The following is a 24,145-nucleotide window of genomic DNA, read 5'->3' as shown; positions in this document are numbered from 1 at the left end:
CGAGAATGGCCTAGGGGTGTGGCTGTGCTAATAGAGGAAGGTGTTCTTCCTCCCAAACAGCTGGATCGCACAACAAAAAACGCGGCGATCCAGCTCTTATGGGACGGTTGGCGGGGGTGGCGTGGTAGCCGCCAGAGGCGGCGTTAGACGCACAAGCTTCTTCAATGAAAAACTCGGCTTAAAAGAAACTTTGCGGCCCACAGGAATCTGGATCGTTTCCCCTGTTTTCGGGTTCCGACCCTTGCGCGCCTTGCGGGATTTCACCTTAAACGTCCCAAGCCCGGAGAGTGATACCTTATCACCCACTCGCAGGGCTTCGCGGATGGTTTTCACCAGCGCTTTGACGGAACGGGAAGCTTGCGATTTTTTAACGCGGGCTTCTTTGGCCACTCGCTGGATCAACTGGACTTTGTTCATTTATCGACTCCTCTTGAACGACCTCATCAAAAACAGCGCGATTTTACGTACACTAGCTTGGTCGATTTCTAACAGATTAAATTAATGAAGTCAATACATATTTCAGCGAACAATAAAAACGGTCGCCAGACATCTGGCGACCGTTTTTATTAATAACGATCTTATTTTTAGAGTGTTTTTAACGCTTCGAGTATTGGAAGCGCTTGCGAGCCTTCGGTCGACCCGGCTTTTTTCGTTCAACCATTCGGGAATCTCTCGTCAATAAACCTTCTTTACGCATGGAGATCCGGAGAGGATTTTCTAATTGCGAAAAAGCGCGCGCCAACCCATGAGAGACCGCTCCGGCCTGGCCTGTAACTCCCCCACCCACGACATCCACCCAGATATCGTATTGGGAACCGACCTTAGCGACTTCAAACGGTTTCATGGCAACCCATTTGGACCGATGATGCCCGCCAAAATAATTTTCAACGGACCGGTCATTAATGGAGAAACGACCACTTCCCGGAGTTAAACGGACCCGGGCTGTTGAATTTTTTCGACGACCAGTGGCCCAAATAGGAAATTGTTGATTGGCAACGACCATAGATAGTTTAAGAGAGTGTCAGCAATTGAGGTTGCTGGGAGGCATGCGGGTGTTCAGCCCCCGCATAAACTTTCAGACGCGTCAGCATGCGGTCACGCAATTTGCTCTTCGACAACATGCCGCTGACAGCCCGAACGATGACTCTCTCTGGATTCTCCTTCATCAGACGTGTATACGGCACGAGTTTCAGCCCCCCGGGGTACAGCGAGTGGCTGTAAGCGACTTTCTGTTCAATCTTGTTTCCGGTGAGACGGACCTTTGAAGCATTAAAAACGATGACCCCGTCCCCTTCATCCAAATAAGGAGTGAACGTGGGTTTGCCCTTACCGCGAAGCAGTCCGGCCACACGGGTCGCCAGCCGGCCAAGCACCTGGCCCTTGGCATCCACCAGATGCCATTGGTGGGTTTGTCTGTCTTTTTTCGGGAAAAATGTAGAACTCACCTTCGCCGCCTGTTCTTTAATGTTGCGATGGCCATTAGCAAAACGATCAGCATTCAGCTGATCGTGCTAATGGTAGAGCGGACATTATAGTGGATACTTCCCTGACAGGTCAAATTTTTCAAAAGACTAAATAACCCAGTTGGTTTTTGCGCGGACTTCAGCCAGTACGGTTTGTATTTTTGCGGTGACGTCGGGCTCGGCCTTTTTACGATTTTCAATCTGGATGAGGCAACGAATGACCGCCTGCTGGAGTGGCTGATACGGATGCCAGATCAGCGGGATTAAAACCTCTACCGCTTCCCGGGTCGACAACTCCCCCAGTCCCCAGATCGCCGACAGCCAGGCTTCGGGGTTGGTATCGTTTAAGAGAGCCTTCATCACGTCGAGAGACGCTTGCGCATCCAGGCGATACAAGGTTTTGGCGGCACGCGCCCTGGCCCATAGATCCTCTCCCTCGATATACGGCTTGAGAAGACGATGAGCTGTTTCAACGTCTGAGGTATGGACCAGCTCTGCCTCAACCGCATCGAGCCGGCGAAAGGTCGCGACAGACTCGCTCAGCGCCGCACGGGACCCTGAACCCGACAGACACTGTGTCGCCGGATGGAGAAGTGACAACTGCTCCTGAATCGCCGCGACCTGAGCGAACAACCCCCGACGCCCGACCAGAAGGGATAACAGTTTCACCATCAACAAGACCAGGAGACACGCCACCAGAGCAAAGAAAGCGATACTTCCGTAAAGGATCCGGCTGAACTGGGTTTGCTGTTTTTCGAGAACCGCCTGCCATTGGTCCTGGCTTTGCGAGAGCGCTCCTATAAAATCTCGCCGATCGACCTGCTCCTGCTGCCGGTGTGCCTCCATCCATAGCGGGAATTCTCTCTCCGGGGCTGAATGTCGGGTCCCCATCGAGAGCGTTTTTAAGAATTCATCCGTTGTGCGGGGCAGATTAACCGCAGGACGCGCCAATTGGATCCGCAGAATCCTCAGGGCCTCCTGGACCTCCCCGTTGGCGGGAGCCAGGCGCATGGCTTCGTCTAGCGCGTGTTCAGCCTGCGTCGTATGACCGGCTCGACGGTGTTGCAAACTTTTCTCCAGAAGAACTTTCACCAGCAACTCCTTCACCGGCAGGCTTTTCGGACGTCGGGACAAGGCCTCGTTCAGCTTCTTTCGCGCAAGGACCAGGTCGCCGGCCATATAACCTTGAACCCCTGCGTTAAAGTCATTCAAGAAAGCCTGTCGAGCCACTAAATACGCGCCCCACGCTCCCGCACAGAGGATCAAAAGACCTATTCCGACGATGGATTTTCGGATCGTCATCGGCTCTATCCGCTCCTCTTTCGGGTCTCTTGATACAACTGCTCGTTGCGTGCCGCTATCTTTTTCATCGCCTCGGCCGCCGCTTCTCGAATGACCATCTCATCGGAACGCGCCATATGGGTCAGCAACGCCATGACGGATATGTCTCCGCAACCGCCTAACGCGGTAATGGCGACCACGCGAGCGGTTGGATTCTTCTCCTCGGCCATCTGCACCAGATAAGGAATCGCTCCAGGAGCCCGGATGGCGCCCAGAATTTTGGCCGCGCTCAAACGCAGGCGAAAATCGTCCCCCTTCAAAAACGGCATCAAATAGAAAGCCGCTTGCAGGCCCGCGGATTCCAGCCCGGTCTCCGCCAGATGCTGCAGGGTTGGGGAGGATTTTTCCTTGATCAGCTGCACCAGTTTTGAAAGGGCGGCGTCCCCGCCGATTTTACCCAGCGTCTGAGCCAGCGCTTCCTGCACTTCTGGATCGGGCTCTTTCACCATCGCATGAAGGAGCGCCGGGACCACGCGCGCATCGCCGATTTCCCCCAATGCTTTGGCGGTGACAAAGCGGGTCTGGATATTTTCATACTTCAAATATTCCAAAAGAAGCGTCGATTGTTCCGGAAGCCCCGTCTTCCCCAACGCGTCAATCGCCGTGATCAGCGGATAGCCGTCTTCGGTGCGCAGGACCTCTAATAACAGTGGAACGGCTTTTTGAAGACGCAGCTCACCCAACGACCAGATCGCGAAGCAGCGTAGGCCGGCGTCCGGATCCTCCACCCGGCTTGCAAAAAAATCATACAGGAGGGGCGCCCGCAATTTACCCAGCGCCTCAACAATTTTGCACTGGATTTCCTTGGAGGAGGTGTTTTCAAATTCACGAAGCAGAAAATCCATGGCTTTTGGATCTTTCAGATCTCCCAGAACTTCAATGACGTGGATCCGGCGGGGAGTATCCGGAGTGCTGAGCGCTTGAATCAGGAAGGGGACGGCGGCAGGACCTATTTGAACCAGCGCGGAAGCGGCCTCTTGCTGATAAACCCTGGCATAATCGCGACCCAACCGATGGATATGCGTCTGGATGATTTCGGTTTGATTCAAGGCCAACGCGCTGACCGGCGTTCCCACCATCACCCCGATGACGAATCCGGCCAAACCCTGGATTCCCATGGCAACCCCTCAGGAAGGAGCAGCGGGGGGAGCGATCAGCTCATTCGCCGTCGGGGGATGCTCAAAAAATGGGAACCGAAGCGTAAACGTCGTTCCCTGATCCGCCGCGCTGGTCACACTGATCGTGGCCCCGTGGAGATTCATCACACGCTGGACAATGGCCAATCCCAACCCCAGTCCTTCCGCCTGTCGGGTCATGTAATACGCAACCTGGTAAAAACCGTCAAAGATCTTGTTCATTTTGTCGGCGGGGATTCCTTCCCCGTCATCAGAGACTCGAATCTCATATCCCTCGGGGAGAACCTTTCCGACCAGTGAAATGCGACCTTTTTCCTTGCTGAACTTGATCGCGTTCAAAAACAGGTGCTTAAACGCCGTGCTGACCAGCCCCTCATCTCCCCAGACACACCGGCTGCTGGGTTCTGCCTCGAGATGAACGGTCAGGGATCGTTCCTGCCAGCTCAGGCGGTACTTTTCCACGGTCTGTCGCAACAGGTTCGGAAGGTCCAGTATCCTCCGGGATCCCTGAAACGACGGCTGGCGGACGTCCGCAAAGAGGAGAAGCTGCTCGATCACATCCTGCAGACGGGTCAGACGCTGGTCCAGCAGGCTGCAGAGGGACTGGCTGTGCTCGTCGGTCATCCGGCCCTTCAGAATATCCAACGCCATAAACGCCGGCACGAGCGGCATCCGCAGCTCGTGGTTCACTCGGGCCAGGAAAGCCTCTTTGATCTGCTCCATTTCCTGCAGCTGGCGATAGGCCGCCTCCAGGTCCTGCCGGAGTGTCTTTTCGTAGCTGAGATCGTCCGACAATTGCCGTTTTTCCTGCCAGCGGCCGACCGAGGCTTTCAAAAAGGACTGATCGAACGGTTTAATCAGGTAATCGTAAGCTCCCTTTTTTAACGTAGGAATCGCCGTATCCAGCGCCGGGAAAGCCGTCATGATGATGACATCGGTCGACGGGTAAAGGCACTTGATCTCCTCCAGCAGTTTCTCCCCGTTCAGGGGTCCGGGCATGGTCAGATCGGTCAACACCAAATCAAATGGATGGTCCCGCATCTTCGCTAAGGCCGGTTCGGCCCCTTCCGCGGTCTCAACGACACATTCCATCCCCGCCAGCGTCCGCTGGCAGACTTCGCGGACGGAGGCTTCATCATCGACCACTAAAATCATCGTCCGAGATTCACGCATGCACGCCCCCGATGGCCTGCTCAACGGCCTGGCGGAGCACTAACACGTCAAAGGGCTTTTCGATACAGCTAAAAATCCCGCATTCCGTCACCTGGCTGAGACGCTCTTCGGGCGTCAGGGACCCCGTAATGATGACGATCGGCACGGACGCGAATTGGCCCCGGAACGCACGGATAACCTCCACTCCGCTTCCATCCGGCAGACGCAAATCCGTCATCAGAAGCTCAAAAGAACCCTGCTCAAGCAGTTGAAGCCCCTGCTGAACCGTGTTGGCTGTCACGAGATGAAAAGTGGGAGGGGTCAAGACCCGCCTGAGGAGATCGAGAATCACTTGCTCATCCTCAACAACCATGATGCGGCAGGGAGTTTTATTCATAAACCGGGAACTGCAGGGTAAATGTCGTCCCCGCATGGACCGCACTCTTCACCTTTAACTCTCCATGATGCTGCTGGATTATGCCGTAACAGATCGACAACCCGAGCCCGGTTCCTTTTCCGGGCGCTTTCGTCGTAAAGAAGGGGTCAAAAATCTTTCCCATAAGCTCTGGAGGGATCCCGTCTCCCGTATCGATAAATTCAATCATCACCTCTTTGGCGTCTGTTTTCGCTTCGATCGATAACTGTCCGCGAAGGCTTCCCTCCATCGCTTGCCGGGCATTCGTAATAATGTTCAAAAACACCTGCTGGAGCTGATGGCTGTCGCCAAAAACCAGCGGCAGGGAATCCGGGAATTTTTGGATGATTTCAATGCCCGACGTTGAGAAATCATATTTCACGAGGTCCAGCGTCGCCTGAATCAGCGGGATCAGATTGATGGCTTCTTTCCTCGGTTCTTTGCGCCGGCTGAATTGCAGCAGGTTCTGAATAATCACCCGGCATCGCTGAGACTGGGCATGGATGGTTTCCACGTCTTTGCGTTGCTGAGCCGTCAGCTTAGGATCATCGAGCAATAGTTGGGAAAATCCGAGAACACCGCTGAGAGGGTTATTCAACTCGTGCGCCACGCCAGCCGCCAATTGACCTATTCCGGCAAGTTTTTCAGATTGGATTAATTGCATCTGAGCTTCTTCCAACTGTTTTTTGGCGGTTTCTAACTCCGTCACTTTCGCTGCCAGCCGCTCATAGAGATGGGCATTATGAACCGCCTGGGCAATTTGCGAACTGAAAATGGTCACCATTCGCAGGTCCATCGGGGTAAAGGGGTCGCTCTGGCGGGTCCGATTCACATTCAGCACTCCGAGCAGTTCCTCCTGGAGAATCAGGGGATAGACGATCGACGACTGGATATCCTTCGACTCTGCGGAATCCGTAAAACGAGAATCATTTTTTAAGGATGCCACGAAGAGAACTGGTTCGCGAGACTCCGCCACCTTCCCGGCTATTCGCGCTCCCAGCGCGAGGCGAGCGGATCGCCGGGCTTCATTTTCAAGACCTGCCGCCGCCGCGACCGACAGATGCCCTTTCGAATCCATCAACAGGATGGAGACGTCATCGGCCCGCAGCAACTGTTTGGAAAGATCCGCAATATGCGGCAACAGGCTCGCCAGTTCCACCGATTGAAAAACGGATCGACTGGCTTCATAAACAGCCATCAACGCCTTGAGCTCACTTTTTTCCAGACATTTTTCAATGATGGCCAGCAATTCATTAATGTTAAAAGGCTTCTGAACAAAGTCGTAGGCGCCGCGTTTCATGGTCTCCACGGCCGATTCAATCGTGGCGTACCCCGTGGCCATAATGACTTCCAGGTCCGGGTCGCACCGACGCGCTTTGGCGAGAAAATCAATTCCGCTCATTCGCGGCATATTGATGTCACAAATAACGACCTGAAATGCCCCGGGGTGAATTTTGGAAAGCGCTTCCGCGCCATCGGCGGCGGTGTCGACCTGGTATCCCTGAAGCAAAAGCTCATTCGAGAGAAAATCCCGGATGCCGACTTCGTCATCGACAACGAGAATCCGATTAGCTGTTCCCTTTTTTTCTTCTTCCCGATGGACGGTCTCAACACTTTCCATAAACGCTCCTAAGTATTGGTCTGCACCCCAGAGGCGGCAGAGGGCAACAATCGCGTGATCGCTTGCATCAGTTTCTCCGCATCCCAGGGTTTGGTGAGGTATTCATCCGCGCCGCTTTCCCATCCCCTGAGCTGCTCGATATCCTGGGAACAGGCCGTCAGCATGATAATGGGAGTCGTATGGGTCTTTGGATCAGCCCGTAAACGCCTGCACAGCTCCCACCCGTCGATCTTGGGCATCATGACATCCAGGATGACCAGATCCGGTTTTTGCCGCTGGGCACGGCGAAGCCCGTCCTCTCCATCGGTGGCCTCCATCACTTCATGGCCGATCGCTTCCAGGCGGATCTTCAACAGATTACGGTTATCCGGATCGTCATCGGCAATCAGAACGTAGGCCATTTAGGCATCCCTTTTGGAAGACGGTATTGAACGCTGGTCCATCCAGAACTGAATGCGTTCCAACAGGTCTTTGGGCTGACAAGGCTTCGCGATGTAATCATCACAACCGGCGCTCAGCGCTTTTTTCGACTCCCCCGCCAACGCATGCGCCGTAAACGCAAGGATCGGCGTTTTTTGAAAGCGTTCATCTGCACGCAAGCGTTTAGCCACTTCCCATCCGCTGATTTTCGGCATCGACATATCGAGAAGGATCAAATCTGGTTTCGTCTGCATGGCCATTCCAAAGGCTTCCTCTCCATTGACTGCTATGAGCACCTCATACCCGGACGCGCACAACGCATCCTGGATGATCGTCCGGTTGTCAAAATCATCGTCTGCGACTAAAATTCGGCCGGTCATCATACCGCCGCCTCTTTCAGAGACAGAAGTTTCTCACGAAGCATGCCAAAAATCTCAGGGAGAGTCTTGGATCCCTTTTGAACAATCATGTCCGTGCGTTGTTCTAAATATTGGATCTCCTGAGGCGTCAGGTTTTTAGCCGTCATCACGAAAACCCGTACATTTTTCAGATCAGGATCCTTGGACATTTCTTCTAAAACCTCAAATCCGCTCATCACCGGCATCATGAGATCCAGAAACAGGACATCCGGCTTGAAGGCTTTTAACTGCTCTATGACCCGCTGACCGTTTTCCGCCGTCTCCGTCTGGTATCCTTCCTGGTTTAACGCTTCCAGAAAAAGCCGGCGGATGAGCGGGTCATCATCCGCAATCAATGCCTTGGCCATCGGCCTTTTTTCCAGCCGTCGCAGCCGATCCAGCAGGTCGCGTCGGTCAAACGGTTTCACAATGTAATCGGCGACCCCGAGTGAAAAACCAAGCTCCCTGTTTTCACAGATGGAAACGATGAAAACCGGGATAGCCCGAAGGTGCGGGTCGTTTTTAAGCGCCTGCAGCACGAACCATCCATCCCGGTGGGGCATCATAATGTCGAGGGTAATCGCGAACGGATGGATCTGCCCTGCCAAGGCCAATCCTTCTTCCGCGGATTGAGCCCCGACCAGGGTATATCCGGTCCCTTTGAGACTGTCGGCCAGAAGATTCAGAACTTCCGGATCATCATCAATGGCCAACAGCTTCCTGGAGCCGTTTGGAGCCTCTGTCCCCACGGGCACGGGCAGATCCTCCTTAACAGGAACCTGGCCAATTGGAAGGATGAAGCGGAAGATCGAACCTTTTCCAAGCTCGCTCTGGGCCTCGATACGCCCGCCCAGCAATTCCACTATTTTCTTGCAAATCGAAAGCCCGAGCCCGGTCCCGCCGTATTCGCGCGTCGTAGACGAATCCAGTTGCTTAAATTCCTGGAACAATTGGCCAATATCTTCCGGTCGGATACCGATGCCGGTATCAAAGACTTCTATTTGGGTGTTCTGTCCATCCGCTGTTATTTGCGCCCGAATGCCCACTTCTCCTTCCTTCGTAAATTTGAGGCTGTTCCCGACCAGGTTGATCAGAACTTGTTTGATCTTGGTCTTATCGGAATAGAGGGCAAGATCCTCTGGAATGGAGGAAACCAACCGGAGACTGCACTCCTTCGCCAATGATTCCATGATTTCAGTTACTTCCTTACCGAGTGCCTGCAGACTGAAGGATTCCTTACAGATCGGCATGCGACCCGAAGACAGCTTGGAGAGATCCAGGATATCGTTGATCAACTGAAGCAGATTTTTCGAATTTGTTTCGACCCGTTTCAGGCTTTGTTTCTGTTTGTCCCCCAAAGGACCATAAACACCGTCCAACAACAACGAGGTATACCCAATAATGGCGTTCATCGGGGTCCGGAGCTCATGACTCATGCTGGCCAGGAACTCCGATTTCAAACGGTTCAACTCCTCCAGGCGCCCCACTTGCGCTCTGAGCTGCCGCCGTTCCTGGGCTTTCTCAAAAATCGCGTTCAACTGTTCCAGACCGTAAGGTTTCGTAATATAGTCGTAGGCGCCCTGCTTCATGGATTCCACCGCGGTTTCGAGCGTCGCATATCCGGTGGCCATGATGACCTCGGTTTCAGGACTGATCTGTTTGATCTCCTTTAACACTTCGACACCATTTTTCCCGGGCATCATAATATCGCTGACCACCAGATCAAAGGGCTGTTTTCTTAGCTTCTCGATCCCTTCTTCCCCGCTCGCCGCCGTGGTCACGTCATAGCCGCGATCCGATAAACCGAAGACCAGCATTTCGCACAGTCCGATTTCATCATCAATCACAAGAACTCGAACACGGTTTATAGGCGATTCACTCATGAAAGGCTCCTTTAGCCATGAACATCATCTGCCTGACGGGTAACCATTTGGACCGGTGGGACCCCGAACGAATTTCGCCGGTCCCACATGACCAGGCTCCTCCCTTGATGATCTTGCTTTTTAATAAACTGCTTCATCTCGCTGGCCACTTCCACCAACTGTGCATAATGGGAAACCGCTGAAGGGAGGGCCGCCACCACGGCAACGGAAAGAGAGACCAGCGGAAAGGTTTGCTCCTCCCCACGCCGGTTTTTGGTCCGGATCTGTCGATTACGACGGTCTTCCGGGCGGTAGAAATCTAAACATCTGGCATCAAATTGAGCCGTAATGACGGGCAAAATCTGCTGCAACGTATCGATAGTAGAAATCAACACGAAGTCATCCCCGCCGATGTGACCGGGAAATGATCCAGCCTGTTCGGTCTGTTCTGCCGCATCCATGACCAGCTTGGCCACCAGCTGGATCATCCGGTCTCCGGCGTCGTAGCCATACACATCGTTAAAAGCTTTAAAATAGTCAATATCAAGGTAAGCGAACGCGAACCGATTGGAGCCTTGCATCCGTTGCTGGACATTCTCCCTGATCCCGAGGCTCCCCGGCAAAAGGGTCAGGGGATTTCTCCATAAATCCCACTGGCGGCGCTGAAGGGTGGCTTCAATACGAACCTTTAATTCTTCCAAGTCAAAGGGCTTGGTAACAAAGTCATCCGCCCCGATCCGGAAACCTTCCAACCGGTCGGCCAGCGACCCTCGTGCCGTCATAAAGATCACGGGCAATCCTCGAGTCCGGTAATTGCTGCGAAGCCGGGCGCACAGCGTGAGCCCATCCAAAACCGGCATCGCAATATCCAGGAGGATCAGATCGGGCGCCTGGCGACGAATTTGCACCAGTGCTTCTTGTCCATCGCAAGCCGTAACAACGGTGTACCCTTCACGCTCCAGGTAACGGTGAACCATGCTGACATTGGCTATCTCATCATCCACAACCAGAATTTTCACTGATTTTGGGGTGGTTGTTGGGGGCTGCTCCCCTTTAAGATTTATGTCGTTCACAGACATGGTTTGCCCATCTTAAAACAACCCTATCCGGAGATTTCAGGGCATTCAAGGAAACAGTTTGGAATGAAAAAGGAAACGAGATGTTAATGACTTGAGGGACTGATCAACGACGGACAACGGGGGGAAAAGATCGTCAGGTCGACTCAATCCATTGGTACCCTACGGCTGGAACGGTTCTAAGATAGGGAGCCGCTATGGGACCGATTTTTTTGCGGATTCGTCGCATGTGAACATCCAGGGTTCGGTGATGGAGGCGCTCCGCTGGAACTCCCCAGACGGCCAGAGCCAAAGCATTTTTATCAATGACTTTGGGGGCATGCAACAAGACTTGTCGCAAAAGCTCAAATTCTTTGGGCGCCAGGCTCGGGATCGGTCGCCCTTTGACCATGACGCGCCGTTCCCCTACGTGCAGGCTGAGAGGACCCTTATGAAAAACCGCATCACTGGAAGAATAAAGACGGGGGCGCCGCAACAGAGACTTGACCCTGGCCACCAGTTCCTTTATATCAAACGGTTTGGCAAGGTAATCGTCAGCCCCGCTGTTCAAACATTCGGCAGTAAGGCCCTCCATTACCCGGCCGGTTAAAATCAATATGGGGATGGAACAGGCCAACGGGTCCTTGCGAATGCGCTGGCACACCTCATTCCCGGACAAATCCGGAAGGTTCAAATCCAACACCATGACATCCGGCTGTTGGTCCTTGAGGATCTGAAGCGCTTCTTTCGCGGAAGCCGCCAACAAGACCTGAAAACCTTCCTTCCGCAGGATTCTCTCCAGAACCGCGCGGACGGATACTTCGTCATCAACAACCAGGACTCTCGAAACAGGGCTCATGAGTTCATATAAAGTGAAGTAGATTCACTGATTTTTAACATAGCATTTATAGTAGAGCTTTGAAATGCTGTCAATCAAAAAAATGCGGGTTACAGGTGCTGATAGTCGGCCATCCCGAAGGGAAGACCGACAAAGGATTGAGCCTGCTGCAAGAGGAATAACGAAAAAGACTTCAGGGATTCTGCCGCGCCAAGCTCGCTGACAAAAGGGATACGATCCGGATCCCCGTACCAACCGCGGGAATTGCGGATCAGGGCATGGTGTCCCAGCGTTAAAACACCGTCGATGGCTTCGCCTCCCTGGCTTTTCAGGAGATCCGCGACATGGTCTAAAACCAAGGGTTCAAAGGAAATGACCCCACAAAAAACAGGAAGGGTACTTTTTCGCTCAAGTTTTTTAAGGGCCGCCGCCTGGCGGCCATATTCCGTGAGATCACTGACGGACCAATCGCGAGCCTGGAGCACGAACGCCACGCCATCGGCCGGATAAAGACTTCCGGCGCCTTCCCCAATCGCCGGGAAGACCTCCCAGGCGCCGACAATATCAAAAGAACCGACCTGACGATCTTTCAGATCAACGATGCTGCCCGGACCCAGACGAATCGCGCCGGGCAAAAGGGGTTTCAAGAGGCGGGAGATTAAGATTCCTGCCGGAGAAGCCCGACGGACCGCCGGCAAACCCGCCGCGTGGTCCGCCAGCAGGGCTTCGGTCAGATTGGCAAACCCTTCGCTCAGACTTCCCATAGGCTTAGTACCGTAGCAAATCCAATACGGCTAAGAAAGTTCATTAAAGCTCATCCATTCAATGCCGGCGAATTGAAGACGCTTTCGAATGTCTGAAGAAATGCAACGGGCCAGTTCCTGTTCTCGCCATGCCTCGCCTTTCCCCGGATGAACCATCAACTCGGCTGTCTGAAAGGAGGCGGAAGGGTCAAAATAGCGATACCCCGGCAAACTCGATTCCACCGGTTCCCACCCCGCGAAAAACATATCGGTACAACGCAATTGAAAACGTTGGACAATCTCCAGGATCCAATTCATATCAGATTGAGGGTAAAGTCCCTCGTAGAATCCTTTAAAATAGCGAATCGTTGGGATTTTGTATTTGACGGTCAACGCCGCGACGGAAGCGAAAAGCTCCGGGCGCAGGTGAACATGGTGGTGGCCATCCAGATGCCCGATCGGCAGCCCCGTGGCCAGAGCTTTTTGGATTTGAGCCTCGGTTTCCTGAACAATCGAAGCCATGGGAAGGGTGGGATCTCGATACCCCAGGAGGCGTCCGGCCCCGTGTTGTAAATTAAAAAAATGATCCAAATCGAGATGTAGCCCGATCCCCAACTTCGGATTGGCCTTGGCCAGATTCACCGCCTCCGCAAAACCTTCGCGGTTGGTCATGAGACTGGCACTCGTCACGATCCCTTTCTGGTGCGCTTCTATAATTCCCTGGTTAACCGGAGAGGAACGGCCAAAATCGTCGGCATTGATAACCAGTTTTTTCATGAGGGATCGGCTCGGCCTCTATCGTTAAATGGATTCCCTTTCCAACAGGACTTCGGCGATCTGGACCGCATTCAATGCGGCCCCTTTTAACAACTGATCCCCTGCGACAAAGAGCGCGATCGACCGGCCGGACGGATCACTGATATCCTGCCGTATGCGACCGACCAGAACATCCCCCTGGCCCGTTGCATCCTTGGGCATCGGGAAGTAATTCTTTTTCATATCGTCCACAATTCGAACACCCGGGGCTTCCTTTAAAATAGCCGTCACTTCTCCGGGCGTAATCGGCCGTTCGCACTCAATCGTCAACGCTTCCGAATGAGCGCGCAGCACAGGAACCCTGACGCAGGTGGCGGTCACCCGGATCTCGGGATCGTTAAAGATTTTCCTCGTCTCCTGAATCATCTTGATTTCTTCTTCGTTGTAACCGGTCGCCGGGTCGATCTTGGAATTATGGCTGAACAGGTTAAACGCATAGGGATGCGGAAGAACCGTCTGGGGATACTCCCGATTCTCCAGATACGCCCGAGTCGATTCAACCAGTTCGGTCATGGCCGCGGCACCGGCCCCTGACGCGGCCTGGTAAGTGGCCGCGATCAGCCTTTTGATCCGGTTTCGCTGATGGATGGGCCACAGGGGCGTGATGGCAATGATCGTCGAACAATTAGGATTGGCAATGATTCCTTTGTGACCCAGCGCGGCTTCCGGATTAATTTCCGGAATCACTAAAGGGACGGCCGGATCCATCCGAAAAGCAGACGAGTTGTCGATGACTACACATCCTGCTTGTGCCGCCAAGGGAGAAAATATCTTCGAAATGCTTGAGCCAGCGCTGAAGAACGCGATATCGATCCCTTTAAAGCTCTTCTCGGTAAGCTCTTCGACTGTGATCTCCCCCCCGCCAAACGCCATTTTCTTCCCCCGCGAACGGGCGGAAGCCAGCAAACGCAATTCGGCTAAGGGGAAATGCCTTTCTCCCAGGCATTTCAAGAATTCAACGCCTACCGCTCCGGTGGCGCCGACGATCGCAACATTCAATTTCTTTTTGGACACCTCCGCCTCCTTTCCTTTATTGTGACAAGGTGGCGCTTATTTTAGCAGGACCATCCCTCTCCAGGCAATGCGCGATGCGTACGAAAAACAACGTTGATACATGATATTTTACACGTTGGACATGTTCCTGTAACGCAGGCGCTCTAGACTGTTTATCGCGAGAAGGAACAACACGATTTACCCCTTGACCGTTATAACTCGCTCTGTTAAACTGGCCAAGTATGGAGATATGTACAATAGGGGCATGATCAGCTTCCCGATCACCTCCAAAAATCAACGAAAGATGAAAACCGCGTTAACAAAACTTGAAATGAGTCGTTGGGGGTGCGTAGCTATTTTGGTTTTATCCTTAGGGATTCCCCTCTTCACCATCAGCGCTTACGCACAGGAGAAAAAGGTTTTTACGCACTCTGTGGATGTCCGGCCCGAACGGGAAGACGCCTTGCTGGGCATTTTTAAACCCATATCCGAACAATTCGAAAATGACTATCGAGCGCTGGGAACCGTTTACACAACCGGTGAAATTCTTTATCAAGAAAAACGTTATGATGATGCGGCCCGAAATTTCGAGACGGTCGTCAACAAAGGGCGGAAATATCCTTATTTGACAGACAGCGCCAAGACCCGCCTGGCGCAGACCCATTTATTGAGCGGACGATCCAGCGAATCGCTCCTGATCGCACGAGAAGTCGCCAACTCAACAAACCGATTTCTGGCCGCTGAAGCCTGGTATACGATTGCACGTGCTTACCTCGCCAAGGGAAAAATTGATCGCGCGGAGGAGGCCTACAAAAATATCCTTACCGTCAACCCTGCCTATGGGAGTCTTCTGAAGGTTGACCTCCTGGCCGGGCTTTTATCGTTTGAGAAGGGGGCTTACCTGTCTGCCGCGGCTTATTTCAAACGGCACCAGGATAACATCCCTTCCTTATATTATTCCATCGCCTGCTTCTGCCAGATTAAGGACATCGCCAAAGCCGTATCGGCCTACCAGAACTTACTTTCCAAAGCCAAAAAAGGCGCCTGGGTGGATCGCGCTCGAATTCTGATCGGGGAAGCCATCTATCAGACGCATGACTACGATCTGTCCATGACCTTTTTCGGTCCGGTCAGCCGACGGGACGCTCCTCGAGATCTTCGCGTTCTGGCGCTCTATCGCCTGGCCTGCATCGATTTTCAGAAGAAAAACTACACCCGTTGCGAGCTCACGCTTCAAAACCTGCTGAAAGAATACAACTCCCATCCGCTCGTGACGGATTGGGTCTATCTCCTGGCGACGATTCCCGTTTATCAACGCGACTGGAACCGGACCATCCATGAGGATAACCGCTACACGTCGGGTGGATCCGGGGTAGCCCCGGCGCCCCGCTCGATTCCCAAAGAGCAATTGATCCCGGAGTCGGAATTCCGCGTGATCTGGGCTTACATGGCGCTGGGAAACTATCGGGAAGTGATTAAACTATCGGACAAATTTTTCAGAAAATACGCGAAGAATCCCCTGACCGGCTATGCGCTTTTGCTTCAAGGAGTGGCCTACGATCAAGTCAACAACGCGGAAAAAGCGATCGACTCCTACCAAACGCTTGTGGATCTTTTTCCTCAGAGCCCGGCCGCCGGCAAAGCCGTTTATCTGATGACACTCAGTCTCCATCGAGCCAACGAACCGTCTCGGATTGTGAGCGCGCTGAACCACATGAACGAAGGGCTTCAGCGGCAGGAAGAAACCAAATCAGACGCCTGGCGAAAAAACACACTCTTCTGGATCGCGGAGGGCTATTACTCCATTCAGGATTGGCCGCATGCGGAGCAGACCTATCGCCGATTTGTCGAGTTGGCTCCCGACAGCACGGTCATTCCTTACGCCCTCCAGGGATTGGCAGCCAGTCTGGCGGCTCAAGGACCCGAGAAACTGGATCAGGCGAAAATTTTTGAACAACAGGCCATTCAACGCGCCACGGAACTGGGGAACACCGCGGTCGGGGCCGATGCCAAGCTTCAATTTGGGAAAATCCTTTTCAATCAGAAGAACTTCGACGGGGCCATGACTCAATTTGACGCATTCATCCACGAATCCACCAATACCGTCCGGGTGGCGGAGGCTCTTTATACGTCTGGGATAGCGCTTTTTAATCAACAGTACTACACCGAATCCATCGCCCGGTGGAAGCAAGTCATTGACGGTTATCGGTTCTCTCCTTTCCGTTCGCTGGCCTACTTAAAAACCGGTCAGACCCAGTTTGGGTTGGGACATTACGACCAGGCGATCGCCGCTTACCAGTCCCTGGTCGCCAACTACCCCAACACCACGGAAGCGCAGGAAGCGCAATTCCAAATCATCCAAAGCTACTTTAACAAAGGCGATATCCGGGGAGCCTATCAGCAGTTCAGCGCCTTCAGCAACGCCTACCCGGCGGACCCGCGGATTAAACAGATGGCGGAAACCCTGCTGACGGCTTATCAAAACCAGGGGAGTAATTCACTCCATTCCCCCGAAATCAGCGATCTCTTACGCAAAGCGCCGGGCAGCCAGACCGCCTCCCAGATTCTATGGGAACGCGGGGCCACTCTCTTCAACAAGAAGGATTACTCGGCCGCACAGAAATACTTCCAGCGAATCATGCTGTCCTATCCGAACGAGGAATTTGCGGCGCAGGCTTACTTTTACAACGCTGAATGCTACTTTTTCCTCAACAACATGGACGCGGCCGCATCCGCCTACAAGGCGTTCTATATCAATTACCCGAATGACAAGATGGTTTCCCAGGCCATGTTCCAAGTCGGAGTTAGCTTTTTCAACAAGAAGGATTATGAGAAGGCGGCCGAGGCTTTCAACGAATTTGTTAAACGCTATCCGCAGAATCCGCTCGCCAAAGACGCGGCTTTAAACGTTGCGCTCTGCTACAAGAAAGCGTTCCGATTGGATGAAGCGATCAAGTCGTATCAGAATTTCCTGCAGCTTTTCTCCTCTGATCCGAAGGCGACCTTTGTCCGCCTGCAGATCGGGACACTCCATGCGAGCAAGGGCAATTTTCAGCAAGCCATCCGTGATTTTGAGTCTATCCCGCCGGGAACAGCGGAGCGGGCGGAGGCGCACTATCAGATCGGGCAAGCCTATCAGAATTTGCACAAAGATGCAGAGGCGCGGGCGGCTTTCCAGCGTCTGCTCAGCATCGGGCCTCGCGATAATGAATTTCGGATCGCGGGGCTTGTCGAACTGGCCAAGATGATCGAGGCCAAAGGATCCACGGAAGGACTGACGACGATTTACGGAGAGATCGCTTCATCTTCCAAGAATCAGGAAATCGCCCTGATGGCCCAGCAAAAATTGAAAGAACTCAAAGGAGGACAATAAGATGGAGAACATGACACTGACCTCACTACTGAAAGTAAGCCTCGTCATCCCCGTACTGCTTTTCTGCTCGGTGATCATGGTGGCTTATGCTCTGGAACGATTCTGGGCCTTTCTCAAAATCGGGCGGCTCGAGGGGACTATTGGAGAACGCATTAAACAATTCATCCGGCAAGGACAGGTGAAGGAAGCCATTGCCTTGTGCACCCGAAACCCGAACTTCATTACCCATGCGCTCGAAGTCGCTCTGAATGCGGCCAGTTTTCCGCGCGAAGAGATGGAAAGCATTTTCGCCCTGTATCGCATGAAACTGCAGGGGCTTCTCACCAAACACCTGGCCATTTTCGGAACCCTGAGCTTTATCGCTCCTCTTCTGGGTCTGCTCGGGACGGTGCTGGGGGTGATTCGAGCCTTCCGAGACCTGGCGCTTTCCGGATCGGGTGGTCCGACCATCGTCGCGGCCGGCATTGCCGAAGCCTTGATTGCGACGGCCGCCGGCATTGCGGTCGCCGTCACATCAGCCGTTCTGTACAACTACTTCACGACACGCGTCCGAACAATCGTTCAGCAGTATGATCTGCTCAGTCAGGAAGTCGCGATCCTGGTTTACACAGGGAACGAAAAGCATCACTAAGAGGTGACTTATGTCTGCCGGCTCGCAAAATGCGCAAGAGGACGATCCACTCTCTGATGTCAACGTCATTCCGTTGGCGGACCTTTCGCTCGTCCTGCTGATCGTCCTGATGGTGCTGTCTCCGATGATCATGCAATCGATGATCAAAGTTCAGGCCAGCAAGGCAACGGCAACCAGAGTATTGGCCAAGCAACCGCTGGAGCCGCCGATGATTCTGGCGATCAATTCGGATGGAACCGTCGTGCTGAATGCGGTTAAGACCACGACGGATCTGGATCTGGCGGCCCGCCTGGCGCAGGAGATCGGCGGTCGGCAGGACAAAACCGTACTCCTGACAGCGGATCCCGGCGTCATTCATGGACGGTTTGTCCAGATCCTGGATCTGGTGAAGCAGCAGGGGGCTGAAAAAATTGCCCTCCTGAAAAAGGCAGGCGGTTCCGCTGGACCGGTATGGGTCCAGCCGAAGAAGCGATAAGATCGGAGAATCTGATGAAATTTAAACCCCGATTAGACGAAGAGGTCCCTTTATCCGGAGTCAATATTATTCCGGTCATCGACGTTTCGCTCGTGCTGCTGATCATTCTCTTGGCCACGTCACCCATTCTGAACCTGCCCGGTTTTGCGGTGAAACTGCCCAAGGCGGTGACCGCCGAAAGTAAAGAGAAAAACATCAGCATCAGTCTGTCCACCAAGGACGAGCTGGCGGTCAATGAAAATTCGGTGAACTGGGACAACCTCGGAGCGGCTATCAAGAAGGAATTGGTGAACAAAAAAGATTTCCTGGTGATTGTGCGCGCGGATCAGGGCGTGGCTTATGGCAGAGTGGAACGTGTGATGGAGATTGCCAAGAGCATCGGCGCTCAGCGTATCGCAATTGCGACGCAACAACAGGAAGAGAAAGTGAAGTAAATGACCATGATGAGGATCTCTCCAGCCGATGCGAGGATTGAATCGACGCTCCAGCGGGAAAGCGTCTGTCTGATAGCGGCCGCAGTGATCCATGCGTTGGCCTTATGGTGGAACCCCGGTATTCTGAAAAGCAACTGGCACCCGGCCCACGAATTTGTGACCATTGATATCGTTGAACAACCGGCTCCCGGTGGATCCGCTCCCGCACCGGAGGCCCCGAAAAAAACCGGGCTCATGGAAGCTCTCAAAGATATGCTCATGAAGCCCAAAATAGAAGAAATCGCTCATATCGCCCCTGAACCTCTGACGACCCGGGTGGCGGCCCCCCTGCGGCCCACGTTGACAGAGAAACTGATGCCGAAATCCATCGCCAAAGTCTTTCAGCCGAAAAGCAGTGCGGAAGACATCGCGATGGCCAGCATGCCCAATCCGATTCAAACGGGGATGAAAACACCGACTCTGCCCATGCCCAGTGGTCCGACCCTCACAACCAAGGCTTTCAGCGGCATTAAGGCCAAGGATCTTCCTTTTCAGGTGGGCGCCGATGAAGCCATCACCGGAGGCGGGGCCGTGATTCCGATTGCCGTCGGAAAGACGTCCCTGAAACAGACCATTAATTACGGTGGAGCTCAGCTGCAGGAATCCAAGGGAAAACCCGTTCTCCAAAGCAAAACCGGGTTTATGTCAGCCGGTAGCGCTGAGATGAACAGCCTGGGCGCTGGCGCGGCCTCATCCATCCAGCTTTCCGGCACCGGAGGGACAGGAAACGCACCGACCGGCGCACCATCCGGATCCGTTTTAACGAACCGCGCCGGCAGCAGCGGCGGTTTTGGCCGAGGAGGATTTGGATCCGGGACAGGACGCGGCAGCGGCCTTGGATCGGGATCAGGATTGGGCGGAGGAATCCCCAGCGCAGCAGCCCAACTGGAACAGGAACTGGAGGCATCCAACGCTTCCGGGAAGAGCTCAAAAAGGGCGGGCGGGAGCGGGCCGGAGATTGTCGGGCCCCTGAAAAACCGTCCCGTGGTGAAGAAAGTGATCCCGCAATACCCGGCTTGGGCCGAGGAACAAGGAATTATCGGATCCGTACGGTTGTATTTTACCGTGACCGCCGATGGGGTTGTGCGCACCAATATGCGCATCACGAAAACCACCGGATACCCGCAGCTCGATGAATTGGCGATCGAAGCGCTGAAACAGTGGCGATTCGCTCCGATCGGCGGGGTCGGCGATGAAGGACAATGGGGTATTATCACCTTTAATTTTGCGTTGTCGTCATAAGGAGGAGAGGGTGCTTGTGAAGTTATTGAAATTGTCCGTACGGTTATTGGTTTGCGGAGCGGTGGCGTGGAGCTTGGAAGGATTCAGCCAGGCCGCTCCCGCAGCACCCGCGGCCGCCCAACCCCAAACCCCGGCGCCGACATCGATCCAGGCCCCCCCCGCGTCGTCGCAGGGAGATCTCGGCGATATCACCATTAAAGGCGAACGGAAAGATAAACTCCAGGTCGGCAAATTCGATCCCCCGGCCGCCTTTAATCTGGAAGATATTCAAAACTTTCCGGAAGAGCGGCTTCAGCCGGTCTTGAACAACCCTCTGACGTTCGAAGAAGGCCGGGATTTCTCCTCCATGATAGACTTCCAGGATGAACAGCTTTTCCATCCTTGGCTTCCGGACATCTCGTACGCCCCATTCCTATCCATGAAACCCGTTCTGGATAAACCGGCTAAGGAATGGATCTTCACGATTATCGATCAGGCGGGAACTACGGTGGCCAAGCAAGAGGGCAAAAATACTCCCCCCTCTGTTTTAAACTGGAACGGCGAAGACCTGGCCCGAGACCATATCGCCGTCGATACGGTTTATATCCCGCAGTTGGCGACCACCGACAAGGACGGCTACCATCACACCTACATGGGCCAACCTATCCAATTCTCGATTCTGATGTTCAAAGACCGCGGCAAAACCGTCATTGAGCTTTCCAGCAAACGGTTGTTCCTGGAAAAAAAGGCTGAATGGACCAAGGAAGCCTCAACCCTTCTGGACAAGGTGTGTGACACCATTCGAGAAGACGGGCGTCTGCCGTTTGCGATTCAACCCTACGACGCGGACCCCGAACTGGCCCGAAGCCGTCAGCAGCTTCTCATCAAATATTTCAGCGAGAAACTCTTTATCCCCGCGAATCAAATTGTGGCGTCCAATCCGAGCAGCGCCGATAAACGCGGTTCCGCCATGGCCATTATCTCAAACGCCGTTCCGGGAGGATCCGGCACGTGAAAAAACCACCGCTACTCCTTCTGTTGAGTTTAGGGATTTCATTCGTTCTGGCCGGAGAAGGATGGGGAGAAACCAAGGACAACAACCCCACGGACCAGACTGACAGCAACTACTACTGGCAGGGGACCCAACTGTACAATTTAGGCCGGCTGGGCGAGGCCTTTGAAAGTTTTGAAAAAGCCATTCAACGCAAGCAGAACGCGAAAGAATCCGAAGCCTACCTGCTCCAGATCCGGCAGGAGATCGTCACGAACGCCAAAAAGCGGGCGGAGGGACGTTCCACTTTAAACTATGGCGGGCAGAATCCGGACAGCGCGTTGACGGTGGTCTATCTGGATCGGGATCATCTTAAAGTGACTCTGCAGGCCAAATTCCTATTTGACGAGAACACCGCTTGTCTCAAGAACTCGGCGATGGATGTCTTGAACCGGTTGTCGGATCTGATTCAAACAAAGGAAGGAAGCCGGGTTGAAATCGAGATGGTGGATGAATTGGATGTGACGGGAAAGTCAAAAGATATCGACGCCGAACGAACGCTTCTGGTCTTTGCTCTCTTAAATTTCAAACGCCTTTCTCTACCCCCCAGCTGATCGGTTGCTGGGGACTTACTCGTCCTGCCTGTTTTCAAATTCAATCCCGTAGACCATCGCTCCGCTTTTGGATTTCATCCAAATCACTGTCGCGGAGATCTCGGCCACAATTTCACTCACCAGGCGCATCCGAGCCACCAATCGCTCTCCAACCTGGAGCCGCTTGGTCGTCGTGAAACAGGCCCCCATCGCGGAGTAATTCATCAGATGCCCAACCCCGACGATCAAGTTGCCGCTGTCGTCGTAAAGCTCCAAGACCGATTCCGTCCGGGTCCGGGGGGCACGACGTTTTTCAGACCGGTGGCTCATTAAAATTACCTCTTCGCAATCCGTTGTTTGACGTACGGCATCAGCCCGCCCGCCCGGATAATCTGCTGCATAAAAGGAGGGAAGGCCTGGGCTTTATAGCTTTTCCCTTTGGTCACATTCCTGATTTCCCCTTTATCGAGATCCACTTCCAGCTGATCGCCTGTGGCGGTGTCTTGAGCCGCCGCCGGGCATTCCAGAATGGGCATTCCAATGTTAATGCAGTTGCGAAAGAAAATGCGGGCAAACGATTCGGCGATCACCAACCCCAACCCCATCCCCTTGATGGCGAGCGGCGCATGCTCGCGGCTGGAACCGCATCCAAAGTTTCGTCCAGCGACCAGAATATCCCCCGGCTTGGCTTTGGTTGGAAAATCCGCATCAGCGGTTTCCATGCAGTGCTTGGCGAGTTCCCTGGCATCGGTCGTCACCAGATATGGGGCCGGGATGATCTGATCCGTATCCACATTATCCCCGAATTTGTAAGCCGTTCCCTTGATCATGGTTCTATCCTTATCCTGCGACCGGTGTCGCTTTTTTCCCCAGAATGTCCTCAGGATGGCTGATCGTGCCGGTGATCGCGCTGGCGGTCACAACCGCCGGATTGGCCAGATACACTTGGGAATCCCGGTGACCCATGCGGCCCGGGAAATTCCGGTTGCTGGAGGAAATACAAACCTCTCCCGGCCCGAGCACTCCCATGTGCCCTCCCAGGCAGGGACCGCACGTGGCGGCAGAAACAATGGCTTCCGCCTCCATGAAAATCTCGATCAGACCTTCCTTCAGCGCCTGGCGATAGATCGTCTGGGTCGCGGGGATGACCATGAAACGGATTCCTTTGGCCACTTTGCGCCCTTTCAGCAACTGGGCGGCGATCCGAAGATCCTCGATGCGGCCGTTGGTGCACGACCCCAGGAAAGCCGAGTTGATTTTGGCCCCTTTCACCTGGCTGACCCCCGCCACTTTGTCCGGCAGGTTGGGCTGCGCCACCTGGGGCTCCATCCCGGAGATATCCCAATCGTAGCGGGCCACATACGAAGCGTCCGGATCACTTTTATAGATCGTGTAAGGCCGTTTGGCCCGTCCTTTCAGATAGGCTTCCGTAACCTCATCGGCCTCGATGAAACCACTTTTGCCGCCGGCTTCAATCGCCATATTGGTGATGGTGAGACGCGCCTCCATGGAAAGGTGCTTGAGCGCAGGCCCGGTGAATTCCATATTGCGATAAAGGGCTCCGTCAAAGGTAATCTGACCAATGGTATACAGGATCAGATCCTTGCCCGTCACCCAGGGACCGGGTTTCCCCCCATAATTGAACTTCATGGTTTCCGGAACTTTGAGCCAGATCTCGCCCGTCGCCATGACCGCCGCCACATCGGTGCTGCCGACGCCTGTGGAGAAAAGGCCCAGCGCGCCGTAGGTACAGGAGTGCGAATCCGCCCCGATCACCACATCCCCGGGGACGACCAGCCCCAACTCAGGAAGCAGCGAGTGTTCAACACCGCCCCGTCCTTCGTCAAAGAAAAGACTGATGTCCTGTTTCTGGCAGAACGTGCGGGCCACCGCCGCCTGCGCCGCGCTGAGGATGTCTTTCGCGGGAACAAAATGCGAAAGAACAATCGCAATGCGATCCTTGTTCCAGAGTTTCGTGATCCCGGCGCGCTCCAGCGCTTTGATGGCGATCGGTGCGGTGACATCATTGGCCATGGCCAGGTCGGCCTTGGCCATAATGAATTCCCCCGGTTCGACCGACGCCTTGCCGGCGTGCGCCGCCAGGATTTTCTGCATCGCTGTCTGTCCCATCATGT

At 54.0% G+C, this 24,145-nt stretch carries 26 protein-coding genes; 7 read left to right on the top strand and 19 right to left on the bottom strand.

From position 1 onward, the window contains the following. Nucleotides 1–96 precede the first annotated feature (96 nt). From WC859_08150 to WC859_08075, 16 genes are all read right to left on the bottom strand, one after another. Entirely contained in the window at nucleotides 97–417 is a 321-nt protein-coding gene (locus WC859_08150; protein ID MFA5976116.1) for an HU family DNA-binding protein, read from the bottom strand. Between the two features lie 178 nt (nucleotides 418–595). Next, nucleotides 596–1,003 carry a 30S ribosomal protein S9 gene (gene rpsI / locus WC859_08145; protein MFA5976115.1) on the bottom strand — a complete coding sequence of 136 codons (408 nt, stop codon included), beginning with the start codon at nucleotides 1,001–1,003 and terminating at the stop codon, nucleotides 596–598. 7 nt (nucleotides 1,004–1,010) lie between these two features. Continuing rightward, nucleotides 1,011–1,445, bottom strand: coding sequence for a 50S ribosomal protein L13 (gene rplM / locus WC859_08140; protein MFA5976114.1), 435 nt, complete (start codon nucleotides 1,443–1,445; stop codon nucleotides 1,011–1,013). A gap of 126 nt (nucleotides 1,446–1,571) precedes the next feature. Next, on the bottom strand, nucleotides 1,572–2,765 hold the full coding sequence (locus WC859_08135) for a HEAT repeat domain-containing protein (GenBank protein ID MFA5976113.1): 1,194 nt from the start codon (nucleotides 2,763–2,765) through the stop codon (nucleotides 1,572–1,574). Between the two features lie 5 nt (nucleotides 2,766–2,770). Then, the gene (locus WC859_08130) at nucleotides 2,771–3,922 is read right to left on the bottom strand and encodes a HEAT repeat domain-containing protein (GenBank protein MFA5976112.1); all 1,152 of its coding nucleotides are present in this window, start codon (nucleotides 3,920–3,922) and stop codon (nucleotides 2,771–2,773) included. A gap of 9 nt (nucleotides 3,923–3,931) precedes the next feature. After that, nucleotides 3,932–5,113, bottom strand: coding sequence for an ATP-binding protein (locus WC859_08125; GenBank protein ID MFA5976111.1), 1,182 nt, complete (start codon nucleotides 5,111–5,113; stop codon nucleotides 3,932–3,934). Then, nucleotides 5,106–5,489 carry a response regulator gene (locus tag WC859_08120; GenBank protein MFA5976110.1) on the bottom strand — a complete coding sequence of 128 codons (384 nt, stop codon included), beginning with the start codon at nucleotides 5,487–5,489 and terminating at the stop codon, nucleotides 5,106–5,108. The genes WC859_08125 and WC859_08120 overlap by 8 nt, the downstream gene beginning before the upstream one ends. Further along, the gene (locus WC859_08115; protein ID MFA5976109.1) at nucleotides 5,482–7,128 is read right to left on the bottom strand and encodes a response regulator; all 1,647 of its coding nucleotides are present in this window, start codon (nucleotides 7,126–7,128) and stop codon (nucleotides 5,482–5,484) included. Before WC859_08115 ends, WC859_08120 begins: the two co-directional genes overlap by 8 nt. An 8-nt stretch (nucleotides 7,129–7,136) precedes the next feature. Further along, complete coding sequence (locus tag WC859_08110) at nucleotides 7,137–7,529, bottom strand: response regulator (GenBank protein MFA5976108.1); 393 nt, start codon at nucleotides 7,527–7,529, stop codon at nucleotides 7,137–7,139. Then, nucleotides 7,530–7,931 (bottom strand): response regulator, encoded by a 402-nt coding sequence (locus tag WC859_08105; protein MFA5976107.1) that lies wholly within the window; start codon nucleotides 7,929–7,931, stop codon nucleotides 7,530–7,532. After that, nucleotides 7,928–9,829 (bottom strand): response regulator, encoded by a 1,902-nt coding sequence (locus tag WC859_08100; protein ID MFA5976106.1) that lies wholly within the window; start codon nucleotides 9,827–9,829, stop codon nucleotides 7,928–7,930. Before WC859_08100 ends, WC859_08105 begins: the two co-directional genes overlap by 4 nt. Nucleotides 9,830–9,840: 11 nt before the next feature. After that, nucleotides 9,841–10,827: a response regulator gene (locus WC859_08095; GenBank protein ID MFA5976105.1), complete on the bottom strand. Its 987-nt coding sequence runs from the start codon at nucleotides 10,825–10,827 to the stop codon at nucleotides 9,841–9,843. Nucleotides 10,828–11,020: 193 nt separating this feature from the next. After that, nucleotides 11,021–11,722, bottom strand: coding sequence for a response regulator transcription factor (locus WC859_08090; GenBank protein MFA5976104.1), 702 nt, complete (start codon nucleotides 11,720–11,722; stop codon nucleotides 11,021–11,023). An 89-nt stretch (nucleotides 11,723–11,811) separates the two neighbouring features. Then, on the bottom strand, nucleotides 11,812–12,465 hold the full coding sequence (locus tag WC859_08085; GenBank protein MFA5976103.1) for a hypothetical protein: 654 nt from the start codon (nucleotides 12,463–12,465) through the stop codon (nucleotides 11,812–11,814). Nucleotides 12,466–12,495: 30 nt separating this feature from the next. Beyond that, nucleotides 12,496–13,221, bottom strand: a complete 726-nt coding sequence (locus WC859_08080; GenBank protein ID MFA5976102.1) for a ChbG/HpnK family deacetylase — start codon at nucleotides 13,219–13,221, stop codon at nucleotides 12,496–12,498. A gap of 24 nt (nucleotides 13,222–13,245) precedes the next feature. Then, entirely contained in the window at nucleotides 13,246–14,274 is a 1,029-nt protein-coding gene (locus WC859_08075; GenBank protein ID MFA5976101.1) for an aspartate-semialdehyde dehydrogenase, read from the bottom strand. A 283-nt stretch (nucleotides 14,275–14,557) separates the two neighbouring features. Between WC859_08075 and WC859_08070 the strand changes: the two genes are divergently transcribed. Genes WC859_08070 through WC859_08040 form a run of 7 tightly spaced genes read left to right on the top strand, consistent with a single transcriptional unit; the run spans nucleotide 14,558 to nucleotide 22,031 of the window. Beyond that, complete coding sequence (locus WC859_08070) at nucleotides 14,558–17,626, top strand: tetratricopeptide repeat protein (protein ID MFA5976100.1); 3,069 nt, start codon at nucleotides 14,558–14,560, stop codon at nucleotides 17,624–17,626. Between the two features lies 1 nt (nucleotide 17,627). Continuing rightward, complete coding sequence (locus WC859_08065) at nucleotides 17,628–18,257, top strand: MotA/TolQ/ExbB proton channel family protein (protein ID MFA5976099.1); 630 nt, start codon at nucleotides 17,628–17,630, stop codon at nucleotides 18,255–18,257. Between the two features lie 10 nt (nucleotides 18,258–18,267). Further along, nucleotides 18,268–18,732, top strand: coding sequence for a biopolymer transporter ExbD (locus WC859_08060; protein ID MFA5976098.1), 465 nt, complete (start codon nucleotides 18,268–18,270; stop codon nucleotides 18,730–18,732). A 14-nt stretch (nucleotides 18,733–18,746) separates the two neighbouring features. Then, entirely contained in the window at nucleotides 18,747–19,166 is a 420-nt protein-coding gene (locus WC859_08055; protein ID MFA5976097.1) for a biopolymer transporter ExbD, read from the top strand. A 6-nt stretch (nucleotides 19,167–19,172) separates the two neighbouring features. Further along, on the top strand, nucleotides 19,173–20,447 hold the full coding sequence (locus WC859_08050; protein MFA5976096.1) for an energy transducer TonB: 1,275 nt from the start codon (nucleotides 19,173–19,175) through the stop codon (nucleotides 20,445–20,447). Between the two features lie 16 nt (nucleotides 20,448–20,463). Continuing rightward, complete coding sequence (locus tag WC859_08045; GenBank protein ID MFA5976095.1) at nucleotides 20,464–21,441, top strand: hypothetical protein; 978 nt, start codon at nucleotides 20,464–20,466, stop codon at nucleotides 21,439–21,441. Beyond that, complete coding sequence (locus WC859_08040) at nucleotides 21,438–22,031, top strand: hypothetical protein (protein ID MFA5976094.1); 594 nt, start codon at nucleotides 21,438–21,440, stop codon at nucleotides 22,029–22,031. Before WC859_08045 ends, WC859_08040 begins: the two co-directional genes overlap by 4 nt. Nucleotides 22,032–22,046: 15 nt before the next feature. Here the strand turns inward: WC859_08040 and WC859_08035 are convergent, their stop codons facing one another. From WC859_08035 to leuC, 3 genes are read right to left on the bottom strand one after another with little or no spacing between them, the layout of a single operon-like run. Beyond that, nucleotides 22,047–22,340: a PilZ domain-containing protein gene (locus WC859_08035; protein ID MFA5976093.1), complete on the bottom strand. Its 294-nt coding sequence runs from the start codon at nucleotides 22,338–22,340 to the stop codon at nucleotides 22,047–22,049. A 5-nt stretch (nucleotides 22,341–22,345) separates the two neighbouring features. After that, on the bottom strand, nucleotides 22,346–22,840 hold the full coding sequence (locus tag WC859_08030; GenBank protein ID MFA5976092.1) for a 3-isopropylmalate dehydratase small subunit: 495 nt from the start codon (nucleotides 22,838–22,840) through the stop codon (nucleotides 22,346–22,348). Between the two features lie 10 nt (nucleotides 22,841–22,850). Further along, the gene (gene leuC / locus WC859_08025; protein MFA5976091.1) at nucleotides 22,851–24,140 is read right to left on the bottom strand and encodes a 3-isopropylmalate dehydratase large subunit; all 1,290 of its coding nucleotides are present in this window, start codon (nucleotides 24,138–24,140) and stop codon (nucleotides 22,851–22,853) included. Nucleotides 24,141–24,145: the final 5 nt, after the last annotated feature.

It is taken from the genome of Elusimicrobiota bacterium, assembly GCA_041660185.1.
In the GTDB taxonomy this organism is placed as follows: domain Bacteria; phylum Elusimicrobiota; class Elusimicrobia; order 2-01-FULL-59-12; family 2-01-FULL-59-12; genus JBAZWU01.
The sequence above is the reverse complement of the archived record's forward strand: the minus strand, read 5'-3'. Positions and strand labels throughout refer to the sequence as shown.

Bases quoted from the DNA above. Each gene is read 5' to 3' on its own strand.
- WC859_08150 (MFA5976116.1), bottom strand. From the start codon at position 417: ATGAACAAAGTCCAGTTGATCCAGCGAGTGGCCAAAGAAGCCCGCGTT.
- rpsI (MFA5976115.1), bottom strand. From the start codon at position 1,003: ATGGTCGTTGCCAATCAACAATTTCCTATTTGGGCCACTGGTCGTCGA.
- WC859_08135 (MFA5976113.1), bottom strand. From the start codon at position 2,765: ATGACGATCCGAAAATCCATCGTCGGAATAGGTCTTTTGATCCTCTGT.
- WC859_08130 (MFA5976112.1), bottom strand. From the start codon at position 3,922: ATGGGAATCCAGGGTTTGGCCGGATTCGTCATCGGGGTGATGGTGGGA.
- WC859_08125 (MFA5976111.1), bottom strand. From the start codon at position 5,113: ATGCGTGAATCTCGGACGATGATTTTAGTGGTCGATGATGAAGCCTCC.
- WC859_08120 (MFA5976110.1), bottom strand. From the start codon at position 5,489: ATGAATAAAACTCCCTGCCGCATCATGGTTGTTGAGGATGAGCAAGTG.
- WC859_08115 (MFA5976109.1), bottom strand. From the start codon at position 7,128: ATGGAAAGTGTTGAGACCGTCCATCGGGAAGAAGAAAAAAAGGGAACA.
- WC859_08110 (MFA5976108.1), bottom strand. From the start codon at position 7,529: ATGGCCTACGTTCTGATTGCCGATGACGATCCGGATAACCGTAATCTG.
- WC859_08105 (MFA5976107.1), bottom strand. From the start codon at position 7,931: ATGATGACCGGCCGAATTTTAGTCGCAGACGATGATTTTGACAACCGG.
- WC859_08100 (MFA5976106.1), bottom strand. From the start codon at position 9,829: ATGAGTGAATCGCCTATAAACCGTGTTCGAGTTCTTGTGATTGATGAT.
- WC859_08090 (MFA5976104.1), bottom strand. From the start codon at position 11,722: ATGAGCCCTGTTTCGAGAGTCCTGGTTGTTGATGACGAAGTATCCGTC.
- WC859_08085 (MFA5976103.1), bottom strand. From the start codon at position 12,465: ATGGGAAGTCTGAGCGAAGGGTTTGCCAATCTGACCGAAGCCCTGCTG.
- WC859_08080 (MFA5976102.1), bottom strand. From the start codon at position 13,221: ATGAAAAAACTGGTTATCAATGCCGACGATTTTGGCCGTTCCTCTCCG.
- WC859_08070 (MFA5976100.1), top strand. From the start codon at position 14,558: ATGAAAACCGCGTTAACAAAACTTGAAATGAGTCGTTGGGGGTGCGTA.
- WC859_08065 (MFA5976099.1), top strand. From the start codon at position 17,628: ATGGAGAACATGACACTGACCTCACTACTGAAAGTAAGCCTCGTCATC.
- WC859_08060 (MFA5976098.1), top strand. From the start codon at position 18,268: ATGTCTGCCGGCTCGCAAAATGCGCAAGAGGACGATCCACTCTCTGAT.
- WC859_08055 (MFA5976097.1), top strand. From the start codon at position 18,747: ATGAAATTTAAACCCCGATTAGACGAAGAGGTCCCTTTATCCGGAGTC.
- WC859_08050 (MFA5976096.1), top strand. From the start codon at position 19,173: ATGATGAGGATCTCTCCAGCCGATGCGAGGATTGAATCGACGCTCCAG.
- WC859_08035 (MFA5976093.1), bottom strand. From the start codon at position 22,340: ATGAGCCACCGGTCTGAAAAACGTCGTGCCCCCCGGACCCGGACGGAA.
- WC859_08030 (MFA5976092.1), bottom strand. From the start codon at position 22,840: ATGATCAAGGGAACGGCTTACAAATTCGGGGATAATGTGGATACGGAT.
- leuC (MFA5976091.1), bottom strand. From the start codon at position 24,140: ATGGGACAGACAGCGATGCAGAAAATCCTGGCGGCGCACGCCGGCAAG.